Raw genomic sequence first — 26,724 nt, forward strand, 5'->3', positions numbered from 1 at the left:
CGCCTCGCAGCGAAAGCCGTGAAACCCGCCGCCGAGCGCCACGGTGAGCAGGGTGCCGGTGAGCGGGGTGCCGGTGGTCAGAGGACGTCCAGGGTGCCGCTCACGGTCATCACCGCTCCCATGATCACCACCAGGGCCGCGGAGATCACCGGCAACCGGCGGAGCAGCGGGCCCGGGCGGACATCCGTGAACCGCTCGCGGGCGGTCACCAGGATCAGTCCGAGACCGATCAGGACCGCGCCGAGGCCTACGCTGAACGCGACGATCATCGCGAGGCCGAGCGCGGTGCGGTTCAGGCCTACCGCGAGGATCAGCACGCCGAGCGCCTCCGGGCACGGGATCAGGCCGCCTGCGGCGCCCATCGCGGCGATCTCTCGCCGTGTGCCGGTGGAGACCTCGGTGCGTTCCTTGATCGGGTACGCCTCAACGACCTCAATACGCTCGGCCACCCGCACCGGCGCACGGGTCTCGAATTCACCGGTGTGTGCCCCGACCGGTTCCAGGTCGCGGTCGAAGTCGCGGCCGGCGGCGTGCCAGTGTGCCCGGTCCCGCTGGAAGTCGTCCTCTTCCTCCCACTGCTCGTCCTCGTCGGAGTCCCAGCGGTCGTCCTCCTCGAAACGATCATCCACGTCGGAGTGCGCGTGGGGGTGGGAGTGAGGGTGGGGGTGGGGGTGGGAGTGAGGGTGGGGGTGGGAATGCGAGTGCCCGTGGGAATGGGAGTGCGCCGAACCCCGCAGCCGCCGCCGCAGGATCCGCAGACCCAGGAACAGCACCACGAGCCCGGTCAGCACCTTCAAAGCCGGCACCAGCAGCGCCGGCATCACGTAGTGCCCGGCCGCCAGCACCGCCGCACCCAGCAGCAGCACCGACCCGGTGTGTGTCACTGTCACCACGCCACCCAGCGCGATCGCCTGGCGGGGTGTGCCGCGCGAACCCACCAGGTACGCCGCGAGCATCGCCTTCCCGTGTCCGGGCGTCAGCGCGTGCAGGGCGCCGAGCAGCGCGCACACGGCGATCAGCAGCGCCAGGGCCCACGGTGAGCCCACGGGCTTCCTCAGGGCGTCGAACATGGCGGTTCCCGTACCCTCGCTGGGTCTGTCGGCGACGGTGCCGGCGGCTGCGGCAGCCGGGGTGAGGCCGACGGCGATGGCGCGTCCCTCGTGGCCGCGGCGGATCGATCCGGCGGCGCGGCCGGCGTCCTTGGCGACGAGCACGCTCATCTGGATGCGGGTCTTCTGGTCGGCGATGTAACCGTCGGTGACCGCGAAGGCTCCGGAGGTGGTGGGCAGAGGCGCGGTGGCGCGGACCGTGATGGTGCCGCCGCCGGCTGCCAGGAGGTCGTACTCCGGGTACGTGGAACTGGTGATCGTCACGTCGGCGGGCACGTCGTCGGTGGCCACGGCCAGGGCGGAGCGGACGCGTACATCATGGGCCGAGGTCTCGGAGGCGCTCAGCCGGCGGTCACCGTCGGTGTCGAGCGACCGGGCGAAGCCCGGCGCGACGAGCGCACCCGCGACGATGTCGATCTGTACGTCGAGCGTGGACGCGGCCGGGGTGAGGTAGACCTGCTGGATGACCTCGTCGAGCGGGTGGGCGGAGGCGGGCGTGGCCGGCAGCGCGACGAAAAGCGCGAAGAAAGCCACGACGATCTTCTTGATCAACTGAGTTCGGCCCCGTAGTCGTTGTCCGGCTCGCGGTAGATGGAATGGATGTGGGTGATGCCGCCGGCGTTGGCGCCCTGGCCCTGCTGGTGGGCGAACTCGATGGTCAGCGACGGACCCTGAACGCGGTAATAGATCGGCTGGCCGGCGATGGTCTCGCCGGACCAGGCGAACCAGGTCTTGCCGAGGTTGTCCTCGGCCTCGGTGATCTTCGACTGGGCCTGGTCGGGCGCCAGCGGGCTGATCCATTCGGTGATCAGCGCCATCAGCAGTTCCTTCTGCTGCTCGGTGAACGTGGAGACCTTCACGCCCTCGTCGGCGAGGGTCTTGCCGTCCTGCTGCGCGCCGAGCACGATCTCGGTGATCGTGGTGTCCAGCTGCGCGGCGTCCTGCTGCTCGTCGTCGAGCGCGTCCATCACGGCGAAGGCGGCGGTCGTCTCACCGGCGAGGGGTTCGACAGTGGTCCCGGACGTCGTGTACGAGGCCGGCTGCGCGCCCCAGAGGGTCGGCGCCATGGTCATCTCGTCGCCCTTGACGGAGATGTTCACGGCCAGATGGTGCCCGCCGTACTGGATCGTCCAGATCTCCGATTCGGACGGTGTGCCGAGGATCCGGATCCAGTAGTGGTCGGCGCCGAAGTCGAGGTCCATCCCGCCGGAGTCCTTGAGTACGCCGTCGCCGGTGGTGATGCCGGTGACCTGTGCGTACCCGTCGGAGCTCAGCGCGGCCTGGAGGATCTTCAGGACGGCGGCCTGCTGGTCGGTGGAGAGCGCGTCCATCCGCAGGCCGGCCCGTTTGAAGAGCTGGTCCGGCAGGTTGGACCACTGTGCGAGATTGTCGGTGGTCCGTTCGCCCTGCACGCTGGTCTTCTCGGTGTCGTTGAGCAGCGCCAGGAACGCCGTGGTGGCGTTGCGCACGTCCTCGGTGCCGCCGCTGCTGGTCGTGGCCGACGTCGCGGTGGCCGGGGTGGTGGTGCCGGTGGTGGTCGTGGTCTCGTCGTCGTCGCCTCCGCAACCGGCGGCCAGCGTCATCAGCAGGGCGACGGTGCCGGCGGTAAAGGCCCGGCGTGGGTTGGGCATCCGTGTCTCCTGTCGCGGTTGCGGGTGCGCGGCATCCGTGCCGCGTGAAGTGCACCCGCCCGGAAGGTAGCGCCGGGTCGTCCTTATCGTCCGCTTTTTAGGGTTTTATACAACTTTAAGGGGGTTGTCGAGCAGGGCCGCGAATCCGCGGTCCGCCGCTCCGAGCAGCGTCGCGTCGTCGGCCAGCCCGGAGACGCGCAGTTTCGCCCGATCCCGGGACACCGGCACGGCGTGCTGCGCGATCCGGGACTCCACCTCCGGGGCCGCCACCTCGTAGATCTCCCGCAGCACCCCGCCGAAGATCACCACGCTGGGGTTGAACAGGTTGATCAGGTTGGCGACGCCGATGCCGAGCCAGTCGCCGATCCCCGCGACGGCGGCGGCCGCCGCGAGATGCCCGGCCGCGGCGTCGCGGGCCACCGCCCGGACGGCGTCCCGGCCGAACTCGCCCTGCCGGCCGGCGGCCTCCAGGATCGCGTACTCCCCGGCCTCCGCCTCCAGGCAGCCCGCCGAACCACACAGGCAGGGCCGCCCGCCGACCGGGTTGACCAGCATGTGGCCGACCTCGGCGCCGTACCCGCCCTCGCCGCCGAGTGGCTTGCCGCCGACCAGGATGCCGCCGCCCACGCCGACGTCGCCGTGCAGGTAGATCAGGTCCGGGGAGCCGGCTCCGGCGCCTCGGGCGTACTCGGCCAGGGCGCCCAGGTGCGCCTCGTTGCCGACCGCCACCGGCAGGCCGATCCCGAGCGCGCGCTCCAGCTCGGTGCCGAAGGCCTGGTCGACCCAGCCCATCTCGGGCCCGTATCGGACCATGCCGTCGCCGGGGCGGATCATGCCGCAGTAGGAGGCGCCGATGCCCGCGATCGTGGTAGCGGCCGGCGCGGCCTCCAGCAGCTCACGGCCCATCTCGGCGAGTTCGCGCACCACCGTGTCGAGGTCGGCGCCGGCCCGGGACCGGGCCACCTGCCGCCGGTCCAGGATCGGCCCGCCGAGGCCGACCCGGGCCGCGGTGAGCCGGTCCACCGCCACGTCGAAGGCGAGCACCGCGACGCGCTGTGACTCCGGGACCACCACGAACGACGGCCGGCCGGCTCCGGTGGTGCCGGTGGGCGGCTCCTCGCGGACCAGGCCGGCGGCGGCCAGCTCGGCGGTGAGCCCGAGGATGGTGCTGCGATTGACACCCATCCGTTCGGCGAGGGCGGCGCGGGAGAGCGGCCCGCTCACGTGAACGTGGTGGAGCAGGGTGCCAAGATTCGATCGGTGTCTACGCATACCGCCGCCAAACCTATGACATCAGTACTCCACGATGTCCCGGCCAGCGAAAAACCTGACCCCGATCACCATTGATCGCGCCGGTTACGCTGCCGCCATGAGCCTGGAGGTGCTCGCGGCGCTGCTGGACCGATCGGTCGCGCAGATGTCCGCGTCCACCGCCGAGCTGGCGAGCCTGGACTGCGATTATGACCTGGCCGCCGCGACGATGCGGACCATCCGGCTGGAACGAGCCGGCGATTCGGTGTCCGCCTGGACGTCGCTCGTCCTGCCCCGCCGATTCGCTGCCGCGGCGGGATCGGCCGAGGCCGTCGTCGTGCTCTCTGGCGGATGTCGGCGCGGCGCTCTTCGACAGCGCGGACCACGCCTCGGTGCACCTGTCACTCACCGGCGACGCCCTCACTGCCTGAACACCACGGGATGCCGGAGCCACGCTGGACGATCGGCAGCAGATCCGTGCGAACGGGCGCGGGGAGAGGTTCATGCGTACTCAAGAAAGGGGTTTCGCGGGCTGCTGAGCGGGCACAAAACAGACACCCCCGATATTGACGAAGGAGATACCCCCGATGGCTGGCAACGAGCACGAGGTCAACCGCAGCGCCCGCACCGGCAAGTTCGTCAAGGACAGCACCGTCAAGCGGCAGCCGGACACCACCACGACCGAGACCGTCGGTGGCGACAAGAGTGACAGGACCGGCGACCAGGAAGTGAACCGCAGCACGACGACCGGCCGCTTCGTCAAGGAGACGACCGCCGAGCTGCACCCGGCGACCACCGAGACGCAGAAGCTCTAGAGCCGCGGCTCCCGCGCGCCGGACCAGGCGCGCGGGCCGAGCCGCAGAAGAATCAGGCCGGCCACGAACTGGGTGACCAGAATCGGATAGACGGCGATGCGTTCGAGCAGCCCGCTGTAATCCCCCGGGAACGCCACGAACGCGGCGAACCCCACCAGCCCGGTCACGCCGAGAAACCGGAACCGGCGGATCATCACGATCGCCGCGTTCCCACCGGCGATGGCCAGGAACGCGCCGAGGCCGTGCAGGGAACTCCCGGTGTGAAAGACCGCGATGAGGATCAATCCAGCGCAGTAGGCCAGGGTCAGGCCGCGAAACACACAGCGGTCTCGCACGGCGAGAAACACCAGGACGGCGTTGACGACGAACGCGCCGTTCATGGCCCACGCCAGCGGCGAATCAGGACCGGGTACGCCCAGATCACTGATGTGGTCACCGACCAGGCTGTACCCGGGCCCGCTCCACGCCGCCACCGCCACCGTCTCGCCGGCGAAGTAGACGAGCGCCGCCACGATGAGAAGAACAGCCATATCCGGTGGAGTATCGCAGGCGCGCCGACGCGGATCATCGGCAACAGCGGCCTGGAACTCTAGGGTTGAGCACGCTATGACTGCGCCTGATACCGACAACGAAACCCGCCCCTGCGCGAACTGCGGCCGTCCCGTCCCGCAGCGTGCCTCCGCCGGGCGCCCGTTCCGCTACTGCCGCGACAACGACGGCGAGTGCCAGCGCGCCTCGCGCAACGTGCGGATGCGGCACCGCTCCTCCCCCGGCCTGGCCGGCTCGGTCGCGCGTACCTGGGAGGTCGTCGACCGCCTGGACACCCTGGTCGGCACGCTCACCGAGGCGCTGCACTCGGAGATGTCGCCGGCCGGCGTCGAGCGCCAGGTCGCCGAGGTCCGCGCCGACACGTCCCGGCAGGTCGCGTCCGCGCACGCGGAACGGGACGACGCACGCCGCGACGCCGAGCAGGCCGCGACCGCGATGGCGAACGCGCAGCAGATCGCGATGGCTGCCACCGCCGAGCGTGACGAGGCGCAGCACCGCGCCGCGGACGCCCAGCGCGCGGCGGAGGAAGCGGGCAGGCGCGCCGAGGAAGCCGCTGCCGCGCGCGACGAGGCGGTGCGTGCAGCCACCGGAGCGGCCGCGCTGCGGGAACGGGCCGAGGCCGAGCGCGACACCGCCACCCACGAACTGGCGGATGTCCGGAAAAATCGCGACGCCGCCGAGCGAGACCTCGCTGCCGCGCTCAAGGACGCATCCGACTTCCGCCGTACGGCATCAGCGGCGCAAACTGAGGCCGCCAAGGCTCTGGAGCTGGCGAACGCAACGGCATCGCAGGCCACCGAGGAGACGGGGCGGGCCCGGGCCGCGGCCGACGAGGCGGCCACCCGGGCCGTGGCGGCGGAACGCGAGCGGGACGCCCTGATCAAGAGTGTCAGCGATGCCGATGCACGCGTGGCGGCCGGAATCGCGGAATTGGCGGGAGTGGTAGCTGAACGGGACCGTGTTGCGCGTACCAATGATGATCTGGAACGGACCGCCGAGCGTGCGTCGCGCGAGCGGGCCGAGCTGGAACGCAGGCTGGCGTCCGCCCGTGCCGACGCGGACGCCGCGCAGGAGCGAGTGGCCCAGCTGACGTCACAAGTCAGTGATCTTGCGTCGGCGCTGGCTGCGCTCGGTGCGGCGCGGCCGGCAGCGGTTCCGCCCCAGACAACGAGCCCGAAAAGCTGACGGCGACATATCTCACGGCCAACCGGCCACAGAACGGCAACCACTGGTCTAAATCGGACGGGTGATTGCTACCACGCCGCTACCGTGGTGGCACCCCGCAGTGACCGGCGGATGAGTAAATTGCTGATGAACGCCGTGGAGTGACCGACATCGCACCACCCGCACAAGTCGCAAACACCCGCAAAGTGGACCAAGGTCCACGGGAACACGGGTTCGATTTGCCGGGTAAGGGCGGTGGCCGGTTACGCTCATAGCGTTAACACCGCCGATACAGGCGGTGCGGACAAGATCTCGGCGGCATCCGACTCCGATCCGGCACTGCTCCGTGCCCGGATCAGGAATCCAGCAGCCGTCACTTTCGTTACACCAACGAGAGCAGCACCACGAGCGAGGGGAAAGCCGATCATGGGCGAACGCATGCTGCGCGGCAGCCGTCTAGGCGCGGTCAGCTACGAGTCCGACCGTAACACCGAGCTGGCGCCCCGACAGACCCGTGAGTACCTGTGCGTCAAGGGTCACCAGTTCGAGGTTCCGTTCGCCGTCGACGCCGAGGTGCCGGTCACCTGGGAGTGCAAGTTCGACGGCAGCGTGGCCCGCCTGGTCGACGGCAACGAGCCGGAACAGAAGAAGGCCAAGCCGCCGCGCACCCACTGGGACATGCTGCTCGAGCGGCGTTCGATCGCCGAGCTCGAGGACATCCTCAACGAGCGGCTCCAGGAAGTCCGCACCCGTCGAGGCCGCTAGTCCCGCAGCCACGCGAAGGCCACCCCGGTTCCGGGGTGGCCTTTCGCATTCCCGGCCCCAGCCACCCCGCCCGCCCAGCCAGCCCGCCCAGCCAGACCAGCCACCCGACCCGGCCGCCCCGCCACCGGACCCGGCCGCCCGCCACCCGACCCGGCCGCCCCGCCACCGGACCCGGCCGCCCGCCACCCGACCCGGCCGCCCCGCCACCGGACCCGGCCACTCCGCCACCCGACCCGGCCACTTCCCCGCCGCACGACCGGCCGCCTTGCCACCGCCCGAGCCGGCCGCCCGCGCCCCTGTCCGCGCGCCCAGCCCTGTCCGCGCGCCCCGCATTACCGGCGTCCGGCGATCTTGTGAGCTTGTGGCTGCCACGCAGGCAGAAGCTCACAAGATCCGTCCAAGACAGCTGACACCCACACCCGCCGCACCCCCGGGCAGGGCCGGGGTCAAACCGCACTCGGCGAAGGGGCGGTGAACACCCGCGCAAGCGTTCTGCGAGCACTGACCGCCTCAGAACGGCGGTAAAGGCACGCAAATGCGTTCCGCGGGCGCTCACCCGCCCCGCGCGGACTCTCGCCTGCGCTGGCAGCCTCGGCACAGGCATCTCGCGCGCTTGCCGGCCCGCGGGGCCGGCCGATCAGGATGCGCGGCCCGCGAACTCCGCCCCCGACCACCTGGCGACGAAATCTCACGCAACGGCGCGGCCACCGCGGATGAGGTAGCACCTAACCGCGGTTGGCCCGGAGACGGTCGCACGCAGCCGCCCAGTGCCATTTCGGGCCCGGCGTGTGGATCACCGGGTGCCGCGCTCGACCCCGATCGTCGACATGGCGAACGAATCGCGCCGGGTCAGCGGACGATCTCGCCCTCGATGGCCGGCGGGGCCTGGGTGCGGCCGGTGTGACCCGGAACCGGCTGCTCGTCCACGACGACCACGGTCACCGGGGCGCCGGAGTGGACCTTCACCTTGCGCGGGCCGAAGAGGTCGCCCGTGGCGGCGCCGCCCAGGCTGCGCTCGGCGAACCGCTCGATGCCGCGGCGGGCCAGACCCCGGCCGGGCGGCAGCAGCAGCAGAAGGCCGGCCACCGCGGTGATGAACCCGGGCAGGGTGAGCAGCAACGCCCCGCCGAGACCGGTCAGTGAGTTCGCCACCTCGGCGCCGGGCGGCCGGTTTTCCTGAGCGGCCTGCTGGAAGGCGCGCCAGCCCTTGATCCCCTCGCGGCGCAGCAGGGCGATGCCGGCGAGGGTGGAGGCGGCGAGCAGGAGGATGGCCCAGCCCGCGCCGATCGCGTGCGAGACGGCGAGGAAGACGAAGAACTCGGCCAGCGCCCACAGTGGCATCGCCAGCGGAACATAAGCCAGCCTGGAGCGGCGCATCATTCGACCTCCGGTGTCCCGGGCCCGAAAACACGGGCCCGGTTCAAATATGACACCTCATGGCCAGGAAGAGCCCTGCCGGGGCTTGCGATCGAAGACTTTACGCAAACTCTCAGTTCGGGCCTGTGCACCCCAGATCGTCACCCTGAGCAGCTGTTCCTTGAAGATGTTGCCGCTCATCTTGCTGACGCCGTGCTCGCGTTCGGTGAAGGTGATCGGCACTTCGACCATCCGATAACCCTGACGGTACGAGCGCCAGGCCATCTCGACCTGGAAGGAGTAACCGGTCGACGCGATGGTGCCGACGTCGATCTTGTCGAGAACGCCGATCCGGTACGCCCGGTAACCACCCGTGGCGTCCTTGAACGGCATGCCGAGGGCCATCCGGATGTAGATGTTGCCGCCCCGGGAGAGCAGCAGCCGGTGGATCGGCCAGTTGTGCACGCTCCCGCCGGGGATGTACCGGGTGCCGAGCACGACGTCGTGGCTGCCCAGCGCGTCGAGCAGCTTGTGCAGCTCCTCGGGGGCGTGCGAGCCGTCCGCGTCCATCTCGACGACCGCGTCGTACCCTTTGTCCTTGGCCCAGGCGAACCCGGCCTTGTATGCCGCGCCGAGGCCTTCCTTACCGGCCCGGTGCAGGACGAAGACGTGGTCGTCCGCGAGAGCGATCTCGTCGGCGATGACTCCGGTGCCGTCCGGCGAGTTGTCGTCGGCAACCAGGATGTCCACCTCGGGTACAGCTTTGCGTACCCGATCGGTAATCACCCGTACGTTGTCAGCCTCGTTGTACGTTGGGATGATCACGAGGACGCGTCCCACGCCGGGGTACTCGCTCACCGTTCCTCCGAAACCTTGTCGCCGTCAATGCCGATGTTCGCACGCCGCCGGCGCAAGGGCAGCACGCCGGCGAGGGCAACGACCATCAGAGCGACGGCCACCACCTCGGGCCAGTTGCCCGAACGAGTCGCCAGCGTACGCGGTCCCTCCGTCGCTATGTCACGCACCACCACGGCCGCCGTGTTGAAGCCGGTCGCGCCGTGCACCTCGCCCGTTCCATCCACGAATCCGGACACGCCGACGGTGGAGACCATCAGCGCCTCCCGGCCGTGCTCGACAGCACGCAGCCGTACCATCGCGAGCTGTTGCAGCGCCTCGGCCTCGTTGAACGTGGCGTTGTTGGTCTGCACGGCCAGCAGCTGAGCCCCACCGTCGACGGTGTCACGAACGATCCCGTCGTACGCCACTTCGAAGCAGATCACGTCCCCGAGGATGACCGAACCCGTGTTGATCACACCGGGGTGGTCGCCGGGGAGCATGTTGCGGACCAGGTCGACCTTGTCGGTGACCAGCCGGGCGATCGGGCGCAGCGGCATGTACTCGGCGAACGGCACCGGATGCCGCTTCTCGTACTGCTGGTCCAGATCCGGCCCGGTACGCGGCCACCAGAGGATGCCGACGTTGTAGATGTCCTCCGGGTCCTCGGTGCGCTGCAGCGTGCCGACCAGGATCGGCGCCTTGATCGCGTCGGCGGCCGCGCTGATCGCGTCGGCCGCGTCGTCGTTGCGCAGCGGGTCGATGTCGCTGGAGTTCTCCGGCCAGATCACCAGGCCGGGCTGCTTCTGCTTGCCGGCCGCCACGTCGGCGGCGAGCTGGCGGGTGGCGCTGACGTGGTTGTCCAGGACGGCGCGGCGCTGGGCGTTGAAGTCGAGGCCGAGTCGCGGGACGTTGCCCTGGACGATGGCGATCGTGCTGGTGGGCCCGGCGGGCTCGGTGAGCGGCAGGGCAGCCGGTCCGGCCAGCAGCAGGGCGGCGACCACCGCGAACCCCGCGGCGCCGTGGACGCTTCCCCGAGTGAAACGACGCCAGGCCAGCGCGACCAGCGCGCCACCGGCAGCCGCCACGACGAACGTGACCAGGGGCGCTCCGCCGTAGGCCGCGAGGCGCAAGGTGGGCGCGTCACCCTGGCTGAAAGCGAGCCGGCCCCACGGGAAACCGCCGAACGGCGCCCGGTCGCGCAACGCTTCCTGAGCGGTCCAGAGCAGCCCGGCCAGCAGCGGCCACGACCACCGCCACCGATCCACCAGTGGCGACAGCCAGGCGCCGGCCATCCCGGCCAGTCCGATGATCACGGCCTGGGCGATCGAGAGCATCGCCCAGGGCAGCCAGCCGGCGCCGATCGTGGTCCACCAGAGCAGAGGGAGGAACAGCACCACGCCGGTGAGGAAGCCGAGCCCGAATCCGGCGCGCAGCCGCCGCCGGTGCACCGCCGCCGCCATCAGCGCCACGCCGACCGGCGAGAGCCACCACAGGTCGTACGGAGGGAGGGCGAGAAGCAGAGCCGCGCCCGCGGCGATCGCCAGAGCCGCGGCGAGCGGCAGGCGCAGTGGCCGCGGCGACCCGTGAACCGGGGCTCCGGGTGCCGGCTCCGGTGACGCGAGCCCAGGCGGCGGCAAAGTCATTTCCACGGGTGGGAGGCTACCCGCCCGGACGACAGAGGGGCGCAGCCCGCCTATGGCTGCGCCCCTTGAGTACATCTGGTGTCACTGTTCCAGGCCGGTGGGCCCGATGACATCGCGGCGACCTTCGGACCGACGCGCCGCGAGCCGGCTGCCCGCGTCGTGCCGTTGTCTACTGGCCGTCACCGGTGTCACCGGAGTTGCCACCTGAACGCGGCCGGGTCCGCCCCGCCCCGCGCACCTCCACCCCCTGGACCTGGCTGAACGCGCGACCCCAGCGAGGACTGCGGGCCAGTGGGTAGAGGGACGAAGCGAATCTGGGCTGCTCGCCGTGAACAAGACCTGAAGACGGTACGTCCGGACACCGGTGGCCTGTCAACCACCTGCCGTGTGCTCCGGCGTGTCGCATTCGTCGGCGTGTCACCTGATGTTCAGGTGTTTTCCCTGGTGTTCGCGCTGCTCAGGACCACCAGTCGGCGTGTCGCACGGGTCATCGCAACATAACGATCAACAGCTCCTTCGATACCTTCACCGAACTCTTCCGGGTTGATCAGCACGACCAGATCGAATTCCAGGCCCTTCGCGAGCGACGGCGTGAGCGACCGGACACGCTCCGTGCCCGCGAACGCCGGATCCCCGATCACACACGCCAGCCCCTCGCCCCGCGTGCGCAAGATCTCTTCAAGATCAAGAACATTCCCGTGTACGACCGGAAGCCCGCTGCTGCGGATCGAGATCGGCACGTTCGCATCGGGCAGCACGGCCCGGATCACCGGCGCGGCCTCCTCCATGATTTCCCGGGGAGTGCGGTAGTTGATGGTCAGCGCGGCCATGCTGACCCGATCGAGCCCGATCCGTTCCAGGCGTTCCTGCCACGACTCGCTGAACCCCTGCCGGGCCTGCGCCCGATCCCCGACGATCGTGAAGCTGCGCGACGGGCAGCGCTGCAGCAGCATCTGCCACTCGGCGTCGGTCAGCTCCTGCGCCTCGTCGACGACGATGTGCGCGTACGGGCCGGTGAGCAGCCCCGGCCCGTCACTGTCCGGCGCCACCAGGCCGTCCGCGAGGTTCTCCCGCAGGTCCTGCTGGACCAGCATCTTCATCAAGCCCTCACCGTCGTCGTGCACCGACGAGGCGATCAGGTCGTCGACGACCCGGTCCATCTGCTCCTGGCCGGCCGCCGCGCCGGCGTCGCGCCTCCTTCTTCTCTCCGCGGCCTGCGCGTCACCCAGCCGCTGCCGCGCCGCGTCGAGCAGCGGCAGGTCCGCGACGGTCCAGGCCTGGGCCGCGGCGCGCTGCAACGCGCGCACCTGCCCGGCCTCCAGCCAGGGGGCGCATGTGCGCAGGTACGCGGGGACAGCCCACAGGTCACCGATCAGATCCGGGGCCGACAGCATCGGCCACGCCCGGTTCAGCGCGGCCCGCAGATCCGGGTTGCGGTTCAGCTCCCGCTCGGTGAGGTCGTGCTTCTCGGCGAGGACGGCGGTCAGCTCCGCCCAGATCTGCTCCCGCGCCTCGTTGTGCGGGGTGCCCGGCTCGACGGCGTCGAACGCGGCCGCCCAGTCGCCCGCCGTCACCACGAACTCGTCCAGGGCGGTCGGGCCCGGTGGCTCCTCGTAGAACCGGACCGCTGCCTCGACCGCCCCCACCATCCGGGCCTCGGACTTGAGCGCGGCCACCACGGCGTTCGTCTCGGGCACCGCGCCGGCACCCTCCGGCACCAGATCACGCACCGTGCAGGTCTGCACGTCGTCCTCGCCGAGGCTGGGCAGCACATCCGACACGTACGCCAGATAGGGCTCGTGCGGCCCGACGAACAGCACCCCGCCGCGCCGGTTGCCCAGCCGCGGATCGGAGTAGAGCAGGTACGCGGTGCGGTGCAGGGCCACCACGGTCTTCCCGGTGCCCGGCCCGCCGTCGACCACCAGCGCGCCGCGCGAGCCGGCCCGGATGATCGCGTCCTGGTCGGCCTGGATGGTGCCGAGCACGTCACGCATCCGGTCCGTGCGAGCGCCGCCGAGACTGGCGATGAACGCGGACTGGTCGTCGAGCGCCACGGCGTGCCCCTCGAACCCGCCGGCGTCGAACACCTCGTCCCAGTAATCGGTGATCCGGCCGCCGCTCCATCGGTACCGGCGGCGGAACACCAGGCCCATCGGGTTCGCGTGGGTCGCCCCGAAGAACGGCTCCGCGGCCGGCGACCGCCAGTCCAGCAGCAACCGCCGGCCGGTGTCGTCGGTCAGGCCGCGGCGGCCGATGTAGACCGGCTCAGCGCCGTCGTCGCCGACCATCCGGCCCAGGCAGAGATCCACCCCGTACCGGCGCAGCAGTTCGAGGCGGGAGGTGAGCCGCCGGACCTCGTCGTCGCGGTCCACCGCCTGGCGTCCCTTGCCCGCGGGCGCCCTGCGGACCGTTTCGAGACGCTCGGCCAGCTCACCGATGGAGCGATCCAGGCTCTCCGCGATCGCCGCGAAATGCTTCTCGTCCTCACCGATCAGGTTCGGGTCGGCCTTGGCGCCGGCCTCCCCGAGCTCGAACAGGCTCATGGCCACTCGTGACTCCCATGCGGCAGAAAACAGCTGTGAGCTGCGATTTTGCTGCACGAACCGGGTCTTGCCGCAAGGCCCCCTCTGTGTTATAAGTTAAAGAGGGCAAGGGAATTGCCCCTTTTTTGTGCCCTGGCACACCCGTCCGAGATCGGAGGCTCCCGGTTCCGGCCGGGGGCGGTTACCCTCTGGGCATGGAGCAGGACACCAGCGCGCAGCGCAGCATGACCGACGTCCTCGCCGAGCTCGGTGTCACGGTCACCGCCGAGGGCAAGGCCCGTGCCCGCGCCCGCCTGCAGGAGGCCGACGCCCGCCGCGACCACACCACCCGAGCAGCCTTCCTGGCCGAGATCCGCTCCCGCCGCACGGCCGCGTGACCGCCGGGCCGCGCACGGTCCGGCTGGTGCTCGACACGTCGGCGGTGGTGGCCTGGACCCGCGGTTCGCTGGCGGTCGGCGAGCTGATCGCCGAGATCGACGACGAGCACGGCGCGGTCGTCCTGCCGCTGCCCTGCCTGATCGAGGCCGCACACCTGACCGGCCTGCTGGAGCAGGTTCGGCTCGACGCGCTGATCGCCCACCGCGCGGTCTTCCTGCTCTCCGACGACCCCCAGGACTGGCAGGCCCTGGCAACCCTGCGAGGCCTGGTCGGCACACCCGGCCGGGCCTCGGCCGCGATGCTCGCCCTGGACGCGGACGTCGACGTCCTGACCCGCGACGCCACCTGGTACACCCCGGTGGCCGGCGGCAAAGCCACCCTCGAATTCAACGATTGACCCGGCACAGGTCCGTTTCGTGGGCATTCTGCGGGGCTGCGGTTCAGGCTTTCAGCAGGCCGTCCAGCAAACCGGCGGCTGCTTCCGGATGGTCTGTTGCCAGTAGGCCTGCTGCGGCCAGGACGTACTGCGCGTCGACCACTGTGCGGGCCTGCTCCGGCAGGGCCCATCCGCCGGCCAGGTCGCCCAGTACTGCGCCGAGGACGTGCTCGCCACCGCCGTGCCGGAGCACTCCCCCGGAGCCGACCACCAGCCGCACGTCGCGCAGGTCACGGCCACCGGTTCGGGGCTGCCCGGGCCCGGCGGAATGGCCGCGCGCGTGCCGGCGCAGAGCGACCACCGCCGCTGCGGCCGCCAACTGTTGATCATCAGAAGCGGCGCCGAGGTCGAGCTTCTCCGCCACTGCCGCCGCGCGAGTCCCCTCCGCCCCCACCGCCACCCCGAGATCGCCCTCGACCGTTCGGGAGCGCCACAGCGTCCCGGCCACATCCCGCTGCGGACCGGTCTCGCTCTCCGCGTCCGGGATCAGCGCCGAGTACACGTCGGTGGTCGCCCCGCCGACATCGACCACCAGCACGCCGTAACCGGTCAGGTCCGCGAGCAGCTCCACCCCGGCCAGGACCGCGTCCGGGGTGGCCGAGCGCACCAGCGAGCCGAACCGGGCCCCTTTCGACAGCCGCTTCCCGCCGATCACGTGCCGCAGGAACACCTCCCGGATCGCGCCGCGCGCCGGCAGCGGATCCAGCACGCCGATGCGCGGCAGCACGTTGCTGGTCAGCGTGACCGGCACCCCCCGTTCCCGCAGCAGCGACACCGTCGCAGGCCCCGCCTCGGCGTTGCCCGCCACCACCACCGGCACCCGGAAGCGCGCCGCCGCCAGCCGCCGGGCGTTGTGCAGCAGCGTCGACGCATCCCCGCCGTCGGTGCCGCCGACGAGCAGCACCACGTCCGGCCGGGCCGCGCGGACGGCGGCCAGGCCCGGCCCGGAGAGCAGGCCCGCCGACACGTGCACCACCTGCGCGCCGGCCGACAGCCCGACGCGGTGCCCGGCCTCGGCGGTCACCAGTGACTCGTACCCGATGACCGCGAGCCGCAGCCCGCCTCCCGCAGAGGAACAGACGTAGAGATCGCCGCCGTTGCCGCCGACGGCGGCGACGGCGGCATCCAGGCCGTGCAGCACATCGGTGGCGGAGGTCGTGGGAACTTCCGCGCGGCGGATCAGTCGCGCGCCGCGCGGGTCGATCCGGGCGGCTTTCGTGTACGTGGAACCGACATCGACGCAGACCACAGAACTCACGAGTGTGCCGGCACGACGACCGTCCCGACGGCGGTCACCGCGACGATCGGCTCGTCCAGCACCCGGGCGGCCGACCCCTCGGTGCCCCGGCAGACGACCTTGGACTCGAAGTAGATGCGGCGCGACCGGTTGCCCATGTGCACGACGTTCCCGGTGATCTCGAGGACGTCGCCGGCCTGCACCGGCGCCTTGAACTGCACGTCGGAGTAGGACGCGAACAGCCCCTCGTCGCCGTCGAGCTGGATGCACACCTCGGTGGCGACGTCGCCGAACAGGCCGAGCGAGTACGCCCCGTCGACCAGGTTCCCCGCGTAGTGAGCGTGCGAGTACGGCACGTAACGGCGATGCGTGACAGTGATCAACTCTTGCTCCCTGCGGACAGAAGGGCGTGAACCAGATAGGAGGCGACCTCGCGCGGTGTCGTGCCCCGCCCGAAGATCCGGTCGACGCCGAGCTCGCCGGTCATCAGCTCGTCGAAGCGCGGCCCGCCGACGATCAGCAGCGGCCGCCGCCCGGCCGGCAGGGCCTCGCGGAACGCGGCCGACATGGCCCGGGTGTTCTGCAGGTGCGCGTCGCGCTGGGTGACGACCTGGGAGACCAGCACCGCGTCGGCGTTGCGTTCCCGGGCGGTCTCGACGAGTTCGGGCACCGAGACCTGCGCGCCCATGTTGGTGACGGAGAGCTCGGAGTAGTACTCCAGGCCCTTCTCCCCGGCGATGCCCTTGAGGTTGAGGATCGCGTCGATGCCGACGGTGTGCGCGTCGGTGCCGATGCACGCGCCGACCACGTTGAGCCGGCGACGCAGGCCCTTCTTGATGGCCGCGTTCACCTCTTTGGCGCTGAGCAGCGGGAAGTCGCGTTCGACGACCTGCACCTGCTCGGTGTCGACGAGGTGGCCCACCTTGCCGTAGACGACGAAGAAGGTGTACCCGTCGCCCATCTGCTTGGCGTGCACGAGCATCGCCGGGTCCATGCCCATCTTCCCGGCGAGCTGCAGCGCCGCGCCCTCGGCGCGTTTGTCGTGCGGGATCGGCAGGGTGAACGAGAGCTGCACCATCCCGTCCCCGGTGGTGTCCCCATAAGGCCGGATGATCACAGCGCTTCCACCACCGGGTTGTAGTAGTCGTCCGCGTGCTTCGCGACGCCGTCGAGGCCCTTGCCCCGGTCGGCGGGGCGTTTCATGATGCCGAAGGTGCCGTCGGCTATGGCGTCCAGCAGGGTGTCGTCGACGATCTTCGCCAGCAGGTCGATCGCCTCGCCGAGGACCTGGTTGGCCCGGCCCCGGATGAACGGGCCGGGGGTGAAGTCCTCGTGCAGGTTGCCGGCGCCGTTGAGGACGTACCGCACGTTCTGCAGAGCGATGTCGCGGTCGGAGAGCCACGGGGTGACCACGGCCTCGGTCATCATGCCGACGAGCAGGATGCCCTGCCCGGTCAGCGCCCCGGCCAGGTTGAAGAAGCCGTCCAGCAGGTTTCCCCGGAAGACGTCGCCGGTCATGTGCTTGGTCGGCGGCATCCATTTCAGGGGCGCGTCCGGGAACAGCTCGCGGGCGAGCAACGCGTGGGCCAGCTCCAGCCGGAAGCTGTCCGGCAGGTCCGGGTTGATCTCGAACGCGTGCCCCAGCCCGAGCTGCCAGTCCGCCAGGCCCGCCTCGTGCGCGAAGAACTCGTTGAGCAGCTGCGACACCGTCACCGTGTGCGCGGCGTCCACGGCGTCGGCCGTGGTCAGGTAGTTGTCCTCGCCGGTGTTGATGATGATGCCGGCGCGGGCGTGCACCTGACGGGAGAACCGCTGGTCGACGAAGGTGCGGATCGGGTTGATGTCGCGGAAGAGGATCCCGTACATCGAGTCGTTGAGCATCATGTCGAGGCGTTCCATGCCGGCCAGCGCCGCGATCTCCGGCATGCACAGACCGGACGCGTAGTTGGTCAGCCTGATGTATCGGCCCAGTTCGCGCGAGGTCTCGTCGAGCGCCGCCCGCATCAGGCGGAAGTTCTCCTGGGTGGCGTAGGTGCCGGCGAACCCCTCCCGCGTGGCGCCCTCCGGCACGTAGTCGAGCAGCGACTGCCCGGTGGACCGGATCACCGCGATGACGTCGGCGCCGGCCCGGGCGGCGGCCTGCGCCTGCGGGATGTCCTCGTAGATGTCCCCGGTCGCGACGATCAGGTAGATCCACGGCCGCTGCGCGGGATTGCCGTGCCGTTTGATCAGCCGGTCGCGTGCCACCCGCTGCCGGTCCATGATCTTGATGCCGGCCCGCGCCGCCTTCGACGCCGCGCGCCGGGCCGCCGAGATGTCACCTTTCCGAGCAGGAAGGGTGAACCGGACCGAGCCGGCCGCCGCCTTCTGCGCCAGCGTCGTCAGATCCTCCGACCCCGATGACAGCAACGCGTGAAACGCCGGCACGGCCACCCCGTGTTCCAGGCCGACGTCCGCGCGGACCGCGTCGACCAGACGGTTCACCCAGGGAATGCCGTCCGGGTCGGCGCCGGTCACGCCGGCCAGGCGCAGCACCGCACGCTCCACCGACACGGTGGTGTGCGACCGCGCCAGGTCGACGACGGGCTGTCCCGCCCGCGCCGCCAGCGCACGGGCCCGCGCCACGATGCGCGGGTCAAGATCCAGCTTCCCGGACAAGGCCACTCCCTACTCTTCGAAAATCGTCTCGCCGGACAGGACCGTGCGACGGCAGATCGGCCGTTCCGGTGTCACGCCGTCGACATCGGGCAGCAGCGACGGCAGCCCGGCCTGGGTGCCGCCCGGGGTGGTCCAGGTCGCGAACGTGGCCTGGGCGCCCGGTGCGAGAACACCGGCGTCGCCGACTCCGGCGGCGCGCCAGCCGCCCTTGCTGGACGCCGCGAACGCCGCGCGGACAGTCATCCGGTAGATCGGGTTGCGCGGCGCGGCGGCGGCCACCACCATCGCCCACGGGTCCAGGGCGGTGACCGGCGAGTCGGAGCCGAACGCCAGGGCCACCCCGGTCGCGTGCATGGCGCCGATCGGGTTGCTGGCCAGGGCCCGGTCGACGCCGAGGCGCTGGGCGTACATCCGGTCGGTGCCGCCCCAGAGGGCGTCGAAGACCGGCTGCACCGAGGCGATCACGCCGAACTCGACCATCCGGGCGATCATCGCCTTGTCGATCAGCTCGACGTGCTCGATGCGGTGGTGGCCCTCGCGCAGCGTGTCGACGCCGACCTGCTTCGCGGCGATGGCGAATCCGTCCAGGACCGTCTCGATCGCGGCGTCGCCAATGGCGTGGAAACCGCCCTGGAACCCGATCCGGACGCAGTCGAGCAGGTGCTCGCCGACCTGCTCGGCGGTCAGGAACGCCTCGCCGCAGCCGTGGTCGCCGTCGAGGTAGGGCCGGCGCACCGACGCGGTACGCGAACCGAGGGCGCCGTCCGCGTACAGGTCGCCGGCCGCGCCGTGGGCGCCCAGCTCACGGGCCTTCGCGGCACCGCCGAGCTCGCCCCAGTACCCGTACACTCGCGGCAGTTTCTGTCCGGAGAGCGCGAGCACCGAGGTGAAGTCGGCCTCGCTGGAGGTGCCCGGCCCGCCGCACTCGTGCACCGCGGCGATGCCCATCGACGCGGCCTTGCGCAGCGCGGTGGTCTGCGCGGCGGTGCGCTGGGAGTCGGTGAGCGAGCCGAGCGCGACCGCCCGGACCGCGTGGTGGGCGTGCTCCCGCACCCAGCCCGACTCGTCGAATCCGTCGACCCCGCGCGCGGCCGGGAGCAGCGCCGACGAGGTGAGCGCCGAGTGCACCGACGCCTGTGACAGGTAGACGCGGCGTCCCCCGGCGGCCCGATCCAGCTCAGCGGCGGTCGGTGGAACCTGGGAGGCCCAGGTCGACTCGTCCCAGCCGTGCCCGTGCACGACGGCGTCGGCCGCGCGGGTCGCCGCGAACGCCGCCACCGCGTCGAGCAGTTCCCCTGCCGAGCGCACCCCGGACAGATCGAGGCCGTCGAACGCCAGGCCGGTGTCGGTGGCGTGCAGGTGCGCGTCGACGAACGCCGGGGTTACCAGGGTGCCGTCCAGATCCACTGTCCGGTCGGCGGCGGGCGCGTCGGCGCTCTGGCCGAGCCAGGCGATCTTCCCGTCGCGGACCAGCATCGCGGTGGCGCGCGGGTCGGCGGCGGAGTAGAAGCGGCCGTTGAGGTACCGGGCGGAGGGAGTTTCGCTCATGCGGGTCAGTCTCCCGCGATCCGCGCTTCGAAGAGAGCACGCACCGCGGGCACGCTGCGCAGCAACCCCACCGCGAACTCCGCGTGCCCGGGCACGAAACCGTTGCCCACCAGCATCGTCACGTCCGCGGCGAGGCCTTCGGCGCCGAGTGCGGCAGCGGAGAAGCTGGTCGCCATCGAGAAGAAGATCACGGTTCCGCCGGCCGCCGTCGCCAGGATCGCGCCGTGCTCGCAGCCGGGCACGTCCACGCAGACCACTGTCACGTCGGCGGGCGTACCGATCGCCTCGGCCACCGCGACCGGGTCCCGCGCGTCCGCGACCGCGATCGCGTCGGCCAGTCCCGCTCCCCGGAGCGCGTCGCGCTCGGAGTCCGAGACGACCACAGCGACGGTACGCGCACCGGCCCGCTTCGCCGCCGCGAGAGACAACGATCCGCTCTTCCCGGCCCCGCCCAGCACGGCGACGGTGGCACCCGCCGGATAGCCCCGGACGACCCGGTCGACAAGCGCCGGGGCGCCGCACACGTCGTAGACCGCCAGGGCCAGCTCCGGCGGCAGGTCGTCGGGGAGAACACCGATTATCGAACGGCCGAACAGGATCGCGGTGCCGTCGGCCGGCACCTGCTCGCTGAGACCGTCCCACCCGGCGAGGCGGTCGGTGATCCGCAACGGGGTGAGCGTCAGCGAGACGAGGGTGGCGACCAGATCACCGGGTTTCACGGGCAGCGGCGAGTCCGGCCCGACCTCGTCGACCACGCCGATCAGCATGCCGCCGGACCCGGTCACCGGATTGTGCATCTTGCCGCGCGTCTCGACGATCTCCAGGACCTCGGCCCGGATCGCGGCGCCGTCGCCCTCATGCTTGCCGGCGAGCTGCCGATAGCTGGCGGCGTCGAGGTTGAGCCGGCGCACCCGGATCCGTACCTCGTCCGGCCCGATCGCCGGGTCGGCGTCGAGGCGCCAGGCCGCCTGCGGCAGGACACCGGTCGGCTCCAGCACCCGGCCAAGACCCACAGATTCCGTCACGTCACACCCTCCTCACGTGAAACAATCGTCTCGAACCGCTGTCTCACCGTAAATCCTCCGTCAACATGGTTACTACACCGGAGATTATCCGTTAGCGTGTGCCCAGCCAACGATGCCTGGAGGGGATCCGTGCTTTCCATGGGACAGCCCTACGAGTACCGGCGACGCGAGCTCGTCGAGCCGGACTGGACGCGATTCCCCGGCTGGAAGAACGTCACCGCCACGCAGTGGGCCTCCGCGCAGTGGCAGCGGGTCAACTGCGTGAAGAACGTGAAGCAGCTGCGCGCGGTGATGGGCGACCTGCTCGGCGAGAGCTTCTACGCCGACCTGGAGACCGACCAGCAGCGCCTCGCCACCATGTCGATGCTGCTGCCGCCGCAGATGCTCAACACCATGGTTCCCGGCCAGGCGCCGGACACGGAGACCTTTTACGCGGACCCGATCCGGCGGTACATGCTCCCGGTCGCCACCGACCGCCAGCTGGACTGGCCGTCACACCCGCACGCCTCCCGGGACTCGCTGCACGAGCACGACATGTGGGTCGCCGAGGGCCTCACCCACCGGTACCCCACCAAGGTCCTCGCCGAGCTGCTCAGCACCTGCCCGCAGTACTGCGGGCACTGCACCCGGATGGACCTGGTCGGCAACAGCACCCCCATCGTCAGCAAGCTCAAGCTGCTGGAGAAGCCGGTCGACCGCTACGCGGCCCACCTCGAATACCTCAAGAACCACCCCGGGGTACGCGACGTCGTGGTCTCCGGCGGCGACGTGGCCAACGTGCCGTGGAAGCAGCTCGAGGCGTACCTGATGGGTCTGCTCTCGGTGCCGACGGTGCGCGACATCCGGCTCGCCACCAAGGCGCTGATGGGCCTTCCGCAGCACTGGCTGCAGGACGACGTGGTCGAGGGGATGCACCGGGTCGCGGTCACCGCCGAGCGGCGCGGGGTCAACCTGGCCGTGCACACCCACGTGAACCACGTGAACTCGCTGACGCCGCTGGTCGCCAAGGCCACCCGCACGCTGCTGGAGATCGGCGTCCGCGACGTGCGCAACCAGGGCGTACTGATGCGCGGCGTCAACGCCACCGCGCCGGACCTGCTCGACCTCTGCTTCGCGCTGCAGGGCGAGGCCGGGATCCTGCCCTACTACTTCTACATGTGCGACATGATCCCGAACGCGGAGCACTGGCGGGTGCCGGTCTGGCACGCCCAGCAGCTCCAGCACGACCTGATGGGATACCTGCCCGGGTACGCGACCCCGCGGATCGTCTGCGACGTGCCGTTCGTCGGCAAACGCTGGGTGCACATGATCGCCGATTACGACCGGGAGCACGGCATCTCGTACTGGACCAAGAACTACCGCACCTCGATCGAGGCCGAGGACACCGAGGCGCTGTCCAAGCAGTACGCCTACTACGACCCGATCGACACGCTGCCCGGGTCCGGCCAGGACTGGTGGCGCAAGCAGCAACAGGAACAACTGCAGACGGCATGAGAAAAGGGCCCGGCGAACCGCCGGGCCCTTTTCTGGTCTTCGATGCTGATCAGCTGAAGGTGTCGCGGACGTCGCGGCCGGCGTCCTTCACGTGCTCGCCGGCCTGCTTGGCGTGCGCGGCGGCTTCCTGCGCCTGACCCTCGGCCTGAAGGCGCTCGTTGTCGGTGGCGTCGCCGATGCCCTGCTTCGCCTTGCCGGTGAGTTCCTCGGCCTTGTTCTTGACCTTATCGGTGAAGCTCATAGCAACCTCCGTCGTCGTGCCTACGAGAACTGGTGTGCCCGGCGTGGCCCGTTTCGAAACAAGCGCACAACCGGTACGACTTGATCGGACGGTCGGCTAGCTAAGATCATTAATGTGATCGACCCTCATGCCGGCTCCTTCGGGGAGGCCGCTGACGCTTACGAACGAGGCCGTCCCGCGTACCCTCACAAGGCGCTGGATTGGCTCCTGCCCGGCGGCGAGCCGCGGGTCTTGGATCTCGGGGCCGGGACCGGCAAGCTGAGCCGGCAGGTCCGCGAGCGTGGCCTCGACGTCGTCGCGGTCGATCCGTCCGAAGGCATGCTGGCCGAGCTGCGCCGGGTCCTGCCGGACGTGCCGGCCTCACTGGGCAGCGCCGAGAACATCCCGCTGCCGGACAACTCGGTGGACGTCGTGCTTGTCGCGCAGGCCTGGCACTGGGTGGATCCGGCGCGCGCGCTGCCGGAGATCGCGCGCGTGCTGACGCCGGGCGGCCGGCTCGGGCTGATCTGGAACGTGCGCGACGAGCGCAGCGATTGGGTACGCCGTCTCGGCGCGATCATCGGCAGCGAGCCGATGGACCGCAGCCCTCGCCTCGACGTGCCGTTCGAGACCACGTCGTTCGAGTGGACGCACACTGTCGCGCCGGAGGTTCTCCAGGACCTCGTCGCGTCCCGCAGCCGGATCATCCTGATGCCGGCCGACGAGCGCGCGGCGGTGCTGGCCCAGGTCAGGCAGCTGACGGCTACGCATCCGGCGTTGCTGGGGCGAGGGTCCTACGAGCTTCCGTACGTGACGGAGTGCGCGCGGGCGACGCTGAACTGACCGCTGGGTTCGTTCCTCCTTTTCCTCCGCTTCCTCCTCTTCCTTTTCTTCCTCCGCTTCCTTTTCTTCCTCCGACCGCTCCCATCGCGGCGGTGATCACCAGTGTGATGGCGAGGCATTCCAGCAGGGTGAGGGCCTGGCCGTGCAGGAGGAAACCGGCGAGAGCGGCCACCGCCGGGCCGAGGCTCATCAGCACGGCGAACGTCGTCGTCGGCATCCGGCGCAGCGCCAGCATCTCCAGGCTGTACGGCAGCACCGACGCCAGGACCGCCACCACCGTGCCCATCAGCAGCATCGACGGCTCCAGCAGCACCGTTCCGGCCTCCGCCACACCGAACGGCAGCATGATCACGGCGGAGGCGGTGACCGCGAGGGCCAGGCCGCCGGCTTTCGGGAAGCGGTGGCCGACCCGGGCGCTCAGCACGATGTACGCGGCCCACATCACCGCGGCGCCGAGCGCGAAAGCGACACCGGCTCTGCTCTCGGCCGGGCCCAGACCGCCGAGTCCGGCCCGGCCGAGCACTGCCACCCCGGCCAGGGCCAGACCGGCCCTCAGCCCTTTTTGGTACGCGCGGTCAGCACCGACAGCGTCAGCGGGCCGAGCACCTCGAGGGTGACTGCGGCGCCCATCGGGATCCGGTCGATCGCCTGGTAGAAGAGTGTGTTCAGCCCGGCCAGGGCGATCCCGAACGCGCCGATCGACAGCCAGTCCGTTGTCGTGTGGCCTCTGATCCGCGGGCGGCAGATCGCCAGCAGGATCAGCGCGGCGATCGTGAGCCGCACCGCGACCCCGCCGTGCACGCCGGCCCGCCGGCCCGCGCAAAGAGCAGCGCCGCGACAGCGCCGCCGAACTGCAACGACAGCACACTGCCGAGAACCACCCGCAGACCCCGCTCCAGCTGCTGCGCGTCGACGAACGCGACGCCGGCCTGGCCCACCCAGCCTGACCCATTAACCCCGGCGCGCCCTGCCGCCCTGCCTGCCTGCCGCCCTGCCGATCTGCCTGCCGATCTGCCTGCCGCCCTGCCTGCCGCCCTGCCGATCTGCTGGCCGAACAGGCCGGCGCAGCCGCCAGCGAGCTTTCGCCCATCACTCCCGCGGTCCGCTGACCGGCGTCCCGCTGACCGGCGTCCCGCTGACCGGCGTCCCGCTGACCGGCGTCCCGCTGGCCGGCGTCCCGCTGACCGGTGTCCCGCCGAGTGGCCCGCACCGGTCAGTTCGCGATCTTAGAAACTTCCAGTTGCGAAGTGTTACTGCCTGTCACGGCAAGGCGAGCGGCTGCCGATGTGTGGAGCGTCCGGGGGCCTCCAGTGTCCGCCAGTTACCAAGATCTGCGGTAATGCCGGCGAGCACAACACGCAGAGCCACCAATACAGGCCGCCGGCAACTCGCGAACCGCCACCCCGCCCTTGCCCCGTCCTCCGGGCGGCTCCGTGTCAAGCCCCGAGTTTGATGGAGAGTTGGTTAGCTGGTTTTCAGGGCTGCGGTGACCGGGCGGGTCATCGCGTGTAGGGCCTCGTATTCGGCGGGTGGGACGTGTCCGATTTCGCCGTGCAGTCTGCGGTTGTTGTACCAGTCGATGTACTCGACGGTGGCCATCTCCAGGTCGTCGAGCCCACGCCACGGACCTTTGTTGCGGACCAGTTCGGCCTTGAACAGGGAGTTGAACGCCTCGGCCATCGCGTTGTCGTAGGAGTCGCCCTTCGACCCGACCGAGGCGACTGCGCCAGCCTCGGAGAGCCGCTGGGTGTAGCGGATCGCTCGATATTGGACGCCGCGGTCGGAGTGGTGGACGAGTTTATGCAGGTCAGCGCCCTGGCTTTCGCGGCGCCAGGTCGCCATTGTCAACGCGTCCAGGGCGAGATCGGTGTAGAGGCTGGTCGCAACCTGCCAGCCGACGATCAGCCGGGAGTACACGTCGAGGACGAACGCGGCGTATACCCAGCCCACGCTGGTGCGCACGTAGGTCAGGTCGGCGACCCACAGCTGGTTGGGGCCGGCCGCGGTGAAGTCGCGTTTGACCAAGTCACGAGGCCGGTCGGCTTCGGCTGCGGGGCGGGTCGTGCGGGGCGATTTGTCGCGCAGCAGTCCCCGTAGCCCGGACTCGCGCATCAGCCGTTCGACCGTGCACCGGGCCACCTCGACGCCGCGACGGCGCAGCTCGTGCCAGATCTTGCGGGCCCCGTAGACGCCGTAGTTCTCCGCGTGGATCTGCTCGATCACCGCGGTCAGTTCCTCGTCACGCCGGGAACGGGCCGAGGCGGGGCGGGACTTGGCGGCGTAGTAGGTCGACGATGCGATCTGTGCCGGCGTGTCTTCGAGCGCCTGCAGGACCGGCTGGACACCGTGTTCCTCGTGCTGGGAGTCGACGAAGGCGACCTTCATCGCGACGGACGGTCCAGCTCCGCCGCGAAGAAAGACGCCGCGGACTTCAAGATCTGATTCGCCCGCCGCAACTCACGATTCTCCCGTTCCAGCACCGCGAGGCGTTCCGCGTCGCTGGACGTCGTGCCCGACCGCACGCCGGCATCGGTCTCGGCCTGCCGCACCCACACCCGCAACGCCTCCGGATGAACACCGAGCTGGCCGGCGATCCGCCGAATCGCCCCGACGCTGGATGCCGGGTCTCGGCGGGCCTCGATCGCCAACCGGGTCGCACGCTCACGCAGCTCATCGGGGTACTTCTTCGGTGCCGCCATAGCGAGATTCTCTCCCAGGTTTGGATGTCTCCATCAAACCCGGGGCGGGACACCGCCCGCAGCCCCACCGCGTGTTGACTTCGGGTGCGATTCAAACCTGAAGTCAACACACAAACAGCGCTTCCCGCTGTGCAGCCCCACCGCGTGTTGACTTCGGGTGCGATTCGAACCTGAAGTCAACACACGGACAGCGTTTCCCGGTGCGTGTCGGCACTAGGCGCGTATCAAACCCGAAGTCAACACGCTGGGCCGCACCGGCCGTGGCAGCGGTAGGCGGCACCGGCCGTGGCCGCTGGGACGGCGGTTCGGGCGGCACCGTCCGTAGCAGCGCTGGGACGGTGCGGGCGGTACCGCTTGTAGTGGCTCTGCGGTGGCGGTGAGGGCCGGCCGGCACCCCCTTTGGCGTCCTAGGAGGCTAGGTGGGTTGGTTCGGGCGATAATCGGTTGCGCGGGTGCTGGCGGGACGCGTACAAAAGGGGCCTCGATCTTGAAGGAAGGAGGCTGAGCGATGTTTGCACCGACG

25 protein-coding genes and 1 pseudogene are annotated in these 26,724 nt (G+C 70.5%); 7 read left to right on the forward strand and 19 right to left on the reverse strand.

Annotated elements, in window-relative coordinates; genetic code table 11:
• Positions 1–77: 77 nt before the first annotated feature.
• From ACQP2E_RS21885 to ACQP2E_RS21895, 3 genes are all read right to left on the reverse strand, one after another.
• Positions 78–1,643, reverse strand: a complete 1,566-nt coding sequence (locus tag ACQP2E_RS21885; RefSeq protein WP_433824797.1) for a hypothetical protein — start codon at positions 1,641–1,643, stop codon at positions 78–80.
• Between the two features lie 14 nt (positions 1,644–1,657).
• Positions 1,658–2,740 carry a DUF3500 domain-containing protein gene (locus tag ACQP2E_RS21890; protein ID WP_433824798.1) on the reverse strand — a complete coding sequence of 361 codons (1,083 nt, stop codon included), beginning with the start codon at positions 2,738–2,740 and terminating at the stop codon, positions 1,658–1,660.
• 105 nt (positions 2,741–2,845) lie between these two features.
• Positions 2,846–4,012 carry an ROK family transcriptional regulator gene (locus ACQP2E_RS21895; protein WP_433824799.1) on the reverse strand — a complete coding sequence of 389 codons (1,167 nt, stop codon included), beginning with the start codon at positions 4,010–4,012 and terminating at the stop codon, positions 2,846–2,848.
• Between the two features lie 566 nt (positions 4,013–4,578).
• Here ACQP2E_RS21895 and ACQP2E_RS21900 point away from each other — a divergent pair.
• The gene (locus tag ACQP2E_RS21900) at positions 4,579–4,806 is read left to right on the forward strand and encodes a hypothetical protein (protein WP_433824800.1); all 228 of its coding nucleotides are present in this window, start codon (positions 4,579–4,581) and stop codon (positions 4,804–4,806) included.
• On the opposite strand, the gene ACQP2E_RS21905 is transcribed toward ACQP2E_RS21900, so the two are convergent.
• A complete protein-coding gene (locus ACQP2E_RS21905; protein ID WP_433824801.1) occupies positions 4,803–5,336 on the reverse strand; it encodes a DUF998 domain-containing protein in 534 nt (177 codons plus the stop codon). The two genes, ACQP2E_RS21900 and ACQP2E_RS21905, sit on opposite strands and share 4 nt — an antisense overlap.
• Before the next feature lie 76 nt (positions 5,337–5,412).
• Here ACQP2E_RS21905 and ACQP2E_RS21910 point away from each other — a divergent pair, with 76 nt between their 5' ends.
• Positions 5,413–6,540, forward strand: coding sequence for a serine/threonine protein kinase (locus ACQP2E_RS21910; RefSeq protein ID WP_433824802.1), 1,128 nt, complete (start codon positions 5,413–5,415; stop codon positions 6,538–6,540).
• Between the two features lie 405 nt (positions 6,541–6,945).
• The gene (locus tag ACQP2E_RS21915) at positions 6,946–7,284 is read left to right on the forward strand and encodes an RNA polymerase-binding protein RbpA (RefSeq protein WP_111651245.1); all 339 of its coding nucleotides are present in this window, start codon (positions 6,946–6,948) and stop codon (positions 7,282–7,284) included.
• A gap of 849 nt (positions 7,285–8,133) precedes the next feature.
• Here ACQP2E_RS21915 and ACQP2E_RS21920 read toward each other — a convergent pair.
• The 4 genes from ACQP2E_RS21920 to helR form a co-directional block, all read right to left on the reverse strand.
• Positions 8,134–8,661: an FxsA family protein gene (locus ACQP2E_RS21920; RefSeq protein ID WP_433824803.1), complete on the reverse strand. Its 528-nt coding sequence runs from the start codon at positions 8,659–8,661 to the stop codon at positions 8,134–8,136.
• 57 nt (positions 8,662–8,718) lie between these two features.
• Complete coding sequence (locus ACQP2E_RS21925) at positions 8,719–9,498, reverse strand: polyprenol monophosphomannose synthase (protein WP_433824804.1); 780 nt, start codon at positions 9,496–9,498, stop codon at positions 8,719–8,721.
• On the reverse strand, positions 9,495–11,120 hold the full coding sequence (gene lnt / locus ACQP2E_RS21930; RefSeq protein ID WP_433833995.1) for an apolipoprotein N-acyltransferase: 1,626 nt from the start codon (positions 11,118–11,120) through the stop codon (positions 9,495–9,497). The genes ACQP2E_RS21925 and lnt overlap by 4 nt, the downstream gene beginning before the upstream one ends.
• 428 nt (positions 11,121–11,548) lie before the next feature.
• A complete protein-coding gene (gene helR, locus ACQP2E_RS21935) occupies positions 11,549–13,663 on the reverse strand; it encodes an RNA polymerase recycling motor ATPase HelR (protein ID WP_433824805.1) in 2,115 nt (704 codons plus the stop codon).
• 194 nt (positions 13,664–13,857) lie between these two features.
• Here helR and ACQP2E_RS21940 point away from each other — a divergent pair, with 194 nt between their 5' ends.
• Positions 13,858–14,040: a hypothetical protein gene (locus ACQP2E_RS21940; RefSeq protein WP_433824806.1), complete on the forward strand. Its 183-nt coding sequence runs from the start codon at positions 13,858–13,860 to the stop codon at positions 14,038–14,040.
• Between the two features lie 26 nt (positions 14,041–14,066).
• Positions 14,067–14,438 carry a hypothetical protein gene (locus ACQP2E_RS21945; protein WP_433824807.1) on the forward strand — a complete coding sequence of 124 codons (372 nt, stop codon included), beginning with the start codon at positions 14,067–14,069 and terminating at the stop codon, positions 14,436–14,438.
• A gap of 43 nt (positions 14,439–14,481) precedes the next feature.
• Here the strand turns inward: ACQP2E_RS21945 and ACQP2E_RS21950 are convergent, their stop codons facing one another.
• The 6 genes from ACQP2E_RS21950 to ACQP2E_RS21975 are packed head-to-tail and all read right to left on the reverse strand — an operon-like array spanning position 14,482 to position 20,945.
• Positions 14,482–15,735 (reverse strand): glutamate mutase L, encoded by a 1,254-nt coding sequence (locus ACQP2E_RS21950; RefSeq protein ID WP_433824808.1) that lies wholly within the window; start codon positions 15,733–15,735, stop codon positions 14,482–14,484.
• The gene (locus tag ACQP2E_RS21955) at positions 15,732–16,097 is read right to left on the reverse strand and encodes a hotdog domain-containing protein (protein ID WP_433824809.1); all 366 of its coding nucleotides are present in this window, start codon (positions 16,095–16,097) and stop codon (positions 15,732–15,734) included. The genes ACQP2E_RS21950 and ACQP2E_RS21955 overlap by 4 nt, the downstream gene beginning before the upstream one ends.
• Entirely contained in the window at positions 16,094–16,792 is a 699-nt protein-coding gene (locus ACQP2E_RS21960; protein ID WP_433833997.1) for an OAM dimerization domain-containing protein, read from the reverse strand. The genes ACQP2E_RS21955 and ACQP2E_RS21960 overlap by 4 nt, the downstream gene beginning before the upstream one ends.
• Before the next feature lie 35 nt (positions 16,793–16,827).
• Complete coding sequence (locus tag ACQP2E_RS21965) at positions 16,828–18,372, reverse strand: lysine 5,6-aminomutase subunit alpha (RefSeq protein ID WP_433824810.1); 1,545 nt, start codon at positions 18,370–18,372, stop codon at positions 16,828–16,830.
• A 9-nt stretch (positions 18,373–18,381) separates the two neighbouring features.
• Positions 18,382–19,920, reverse strand: coding sequence for an amidohydrolase (locus tag ACQP2E_RS21970; RefSeq protein ID WP_433824811.1), 1,539 nt, complete (start codon positions 19,918–19,920; stop codon positions 18,382–18,384).
• 5 nt (positions 19,921–19,925) lie between these two features.
• Positions 19,926–20,945: an L-erythro-3,5-diaminohexanoate dehydrogenase gene (locus tag ACQP2E_RS21975; RefSeq protein ID WP_433824812.1), complete on the reverse strand. Its 1,020-nt coding sequence runs from the start codon at positions 20,943–20,945 to the stop codon at positions 19,926–19,928.
• 138 nt (positions 20,946–21,083) lie between these two features.
• On the opposite strand from ACQP2E_RS21975, the gene ACQP2E_RS21980 reads away from it, so the two are divergent.
• Entirely contained in the window at positions 21,084–22,439 is a 1,356-nt protein-coding gene (locus tag ACQP2E_RS21980; protein ID WP_433824813.1) for a KamA family radical SAM protein, read from the forward strand.
• 49 nt (positions 22,440–22,488) lie between these two features.
• Here the strand turns inward: ACQP2E_RS21980 and ACQP2E_RS21985 are convergent, their stop codons facing one another.
• Entirely contained in the window at positions 22,489–22,680 is a 192-nt protein-coding gene (locus ACQP2E_RS21985) for a CsbD family protein (RefSeq protein WP_433824814.1), read from the reverse strand.
• Positions 22,681–22,794: 114 nt separating this feature from the next.
• Between ACQP2E_RS21985 and ACQP2E_RS21990 the strand changes: the two genes are divergently transcribed.
• Positions 22,795–23,502, forward strand: coding sequence for a class I SAM-dependent methyltransferase (locus ACQP2E_RS21990; RefSeq protein WP_433824815.1), 708 nt, complete (start codon positions 22,795–22,797; stop codon positions 23,500–23,502).
• On the opposite strand, the gene ACQP2E_RS21995 is transcribed toward ACQP2E_RS21990, so the two are convergent.
• From ACQP2E_RS21995 to ACQP2E_RS22010, 4 genes and pseudogenes are all read right to left on the reverse strand, one after another.
• Positions 23,423–24,031 carry an EamA family transporter gene (locus tag ACQP2E_RS21995; RefSeq protein WP_433824816.1) on the reverse strand — a complete coding sequence of 203 codons (609 nt, stop codon included), beginning with the start codon at positions 24,029–24,031 and terminating at the stop codon, positions 23,423–23,425. The two genes, ACQP2E_RS21990 and ACQP2E_RS21995, sit on opposite strands and share 80 nt — an antisense overlap.
• Before the next feature lie 23 nt (positions 24,032–24,054).
• A complete protein-coding gene (locus ACQP2E_RS22000; RefSeq protein ID WP_433824817.1) occupies positions 24,055–24,285 on the reverse strand; it encodes a hypothetical protein in 231 nt (76 codons plus the stop codon).
• Positions 24,261–24,440: a hypothetical protein gene (locus ACQP2E_RS22005; RefSeq protein WP_433824818.1), complete on the reverse strand. Its 180-nt coding sequence runs from the start codon at positions 24,438–24,440 to the stop codon at positions 24,261–24,263. The genes ACQP2E_RS22000 and ACQP2E_RS22005 overlap by 25 nt, the downstream gene beginning before the upstream one ends.
• 526 nt (positions 24,441–24,966) lie before the next feature.
• Positions 24,967–26,201 (reverse strand): annotated as a pseudogene (locus ACQP2E_RS22010) (IS3 family transposase).
• Positions 26,202–26,724 lie beyond the last annotated feature (523 nt).

Source organism: Actinoplanes sp. CA-015351 (assembly GCF_050955685.1).
Classification (GTDB): domain Bacteria; phylum Actinomycetota; class Actinomycetes; order Mycobacteriales; family Micromonosporaceae; genus Actinoplanes.

Excerpts from the sequence above, each read along its gene's own strand:
- ACQP2E_RS21915 (WP_111651245.1), top strand. The coding sequence starts at position 6,946 with ATGGGCGAACGCATGCTGCGCGGCAGCCGTCTAGGCGCGGTCAGCTAC.
- ACQP2E_RS21890 (WP_433824798.1), bottom strand. The coding sequence starts at position 2,740 with ATGCCCAACCCACGCCGGGCCTTTACCGCCGGCACCGTCGCCCTGCTG.
- ACQP2E_RS21985 (WP_433824814.1), bottom strand. The coding sequence starts at position 22,680 with ATGAGCTTCACCGATAAGGTCAAGAACAAGGCCGAGGAACTCACCGGC.
- ACQP2E_RS21940 (WP_433824806.1), top strand. The coding sequence starts at position 13,858 with ATGGAGCAGGACACCAGCGCGCAGCGCAGCATGACCGACGTCCTCGCC.
- ACQP2E_RS21920 (WP_433824803.1), bottom strand. The coding sequence starts at position 8,661 with ATGCGCCGCTCCAGGCTGGCTTATGTTCCGCTGGCGATGCCACTGTGG.
- ACQP2E_RS21910 (WP_433824802.1), top strand. The coding sequence starts at position 5,413 with ATGACTGCGCCTGATACCGACAACGAAACCCGCCCCTGCGCGAACTGC.
- ACQP2E_RS21895 (WP_433824799.1), bottom strand. The coding sequence starts at position 4,012 with ATGCGTAGACACCGATCGAATCTTGGCACCCTGCTCCACCACGTTCAC.
- lnt (WP_433833995.1), bottom strand. The coding sequence starts at position 11,120 with ATGACTTTGCCGCCGCCTGGGCTCGCGTCACCGGAGCCGGCACCCGGA.
- helR (WP_433824805.1), bottom strand. The coding sequence starts at position 13,663 with ATGAGCCTGTTCGAGCTCGGGGAGGCCGGCGCCAAGGCCGACCCGAAC.
- ACQP2E_RS21905 (WP_433824801.1), bottom strand. The coding sequence starts at position 5,336 with ATGGCTGTTCTTCTCATCGTGGCGGCGCTCGTCTACTTCGCCGGCGAG.
- ACQP2E_RS21980 (WP_433824813.1), top strand. The coding sequence starts at position 21,084 with ATGGGACAGCCCTACGAGTACCGGCGACGCGAGCTCGTCGAGCCGGAC.
- ACQP2E_RS21960 (WP_433833997.1), bottom strand. The coding sequence starts at position 16,792 with ATGGTGCAGCTCTCGTTCACCCTGCCGATCCCGCACGACAAACGCGCC.
- ACQP2E_RS21900 (WP_433824800.1), top strand. The coding sequence starts at position 4,579 with ATGGCTGGCAACGAGCACGAGGTCAACCGCAGCGCCCGCACCGGCAAG.
- ACQP2E_RS21970 (WP_433824811.1), bottom strand. The coding sequence starts at position 19,920 with ATGAGCGAAACTCCCTCCGCCCGGTACCTCAACGGCCGCTTCTACTCC.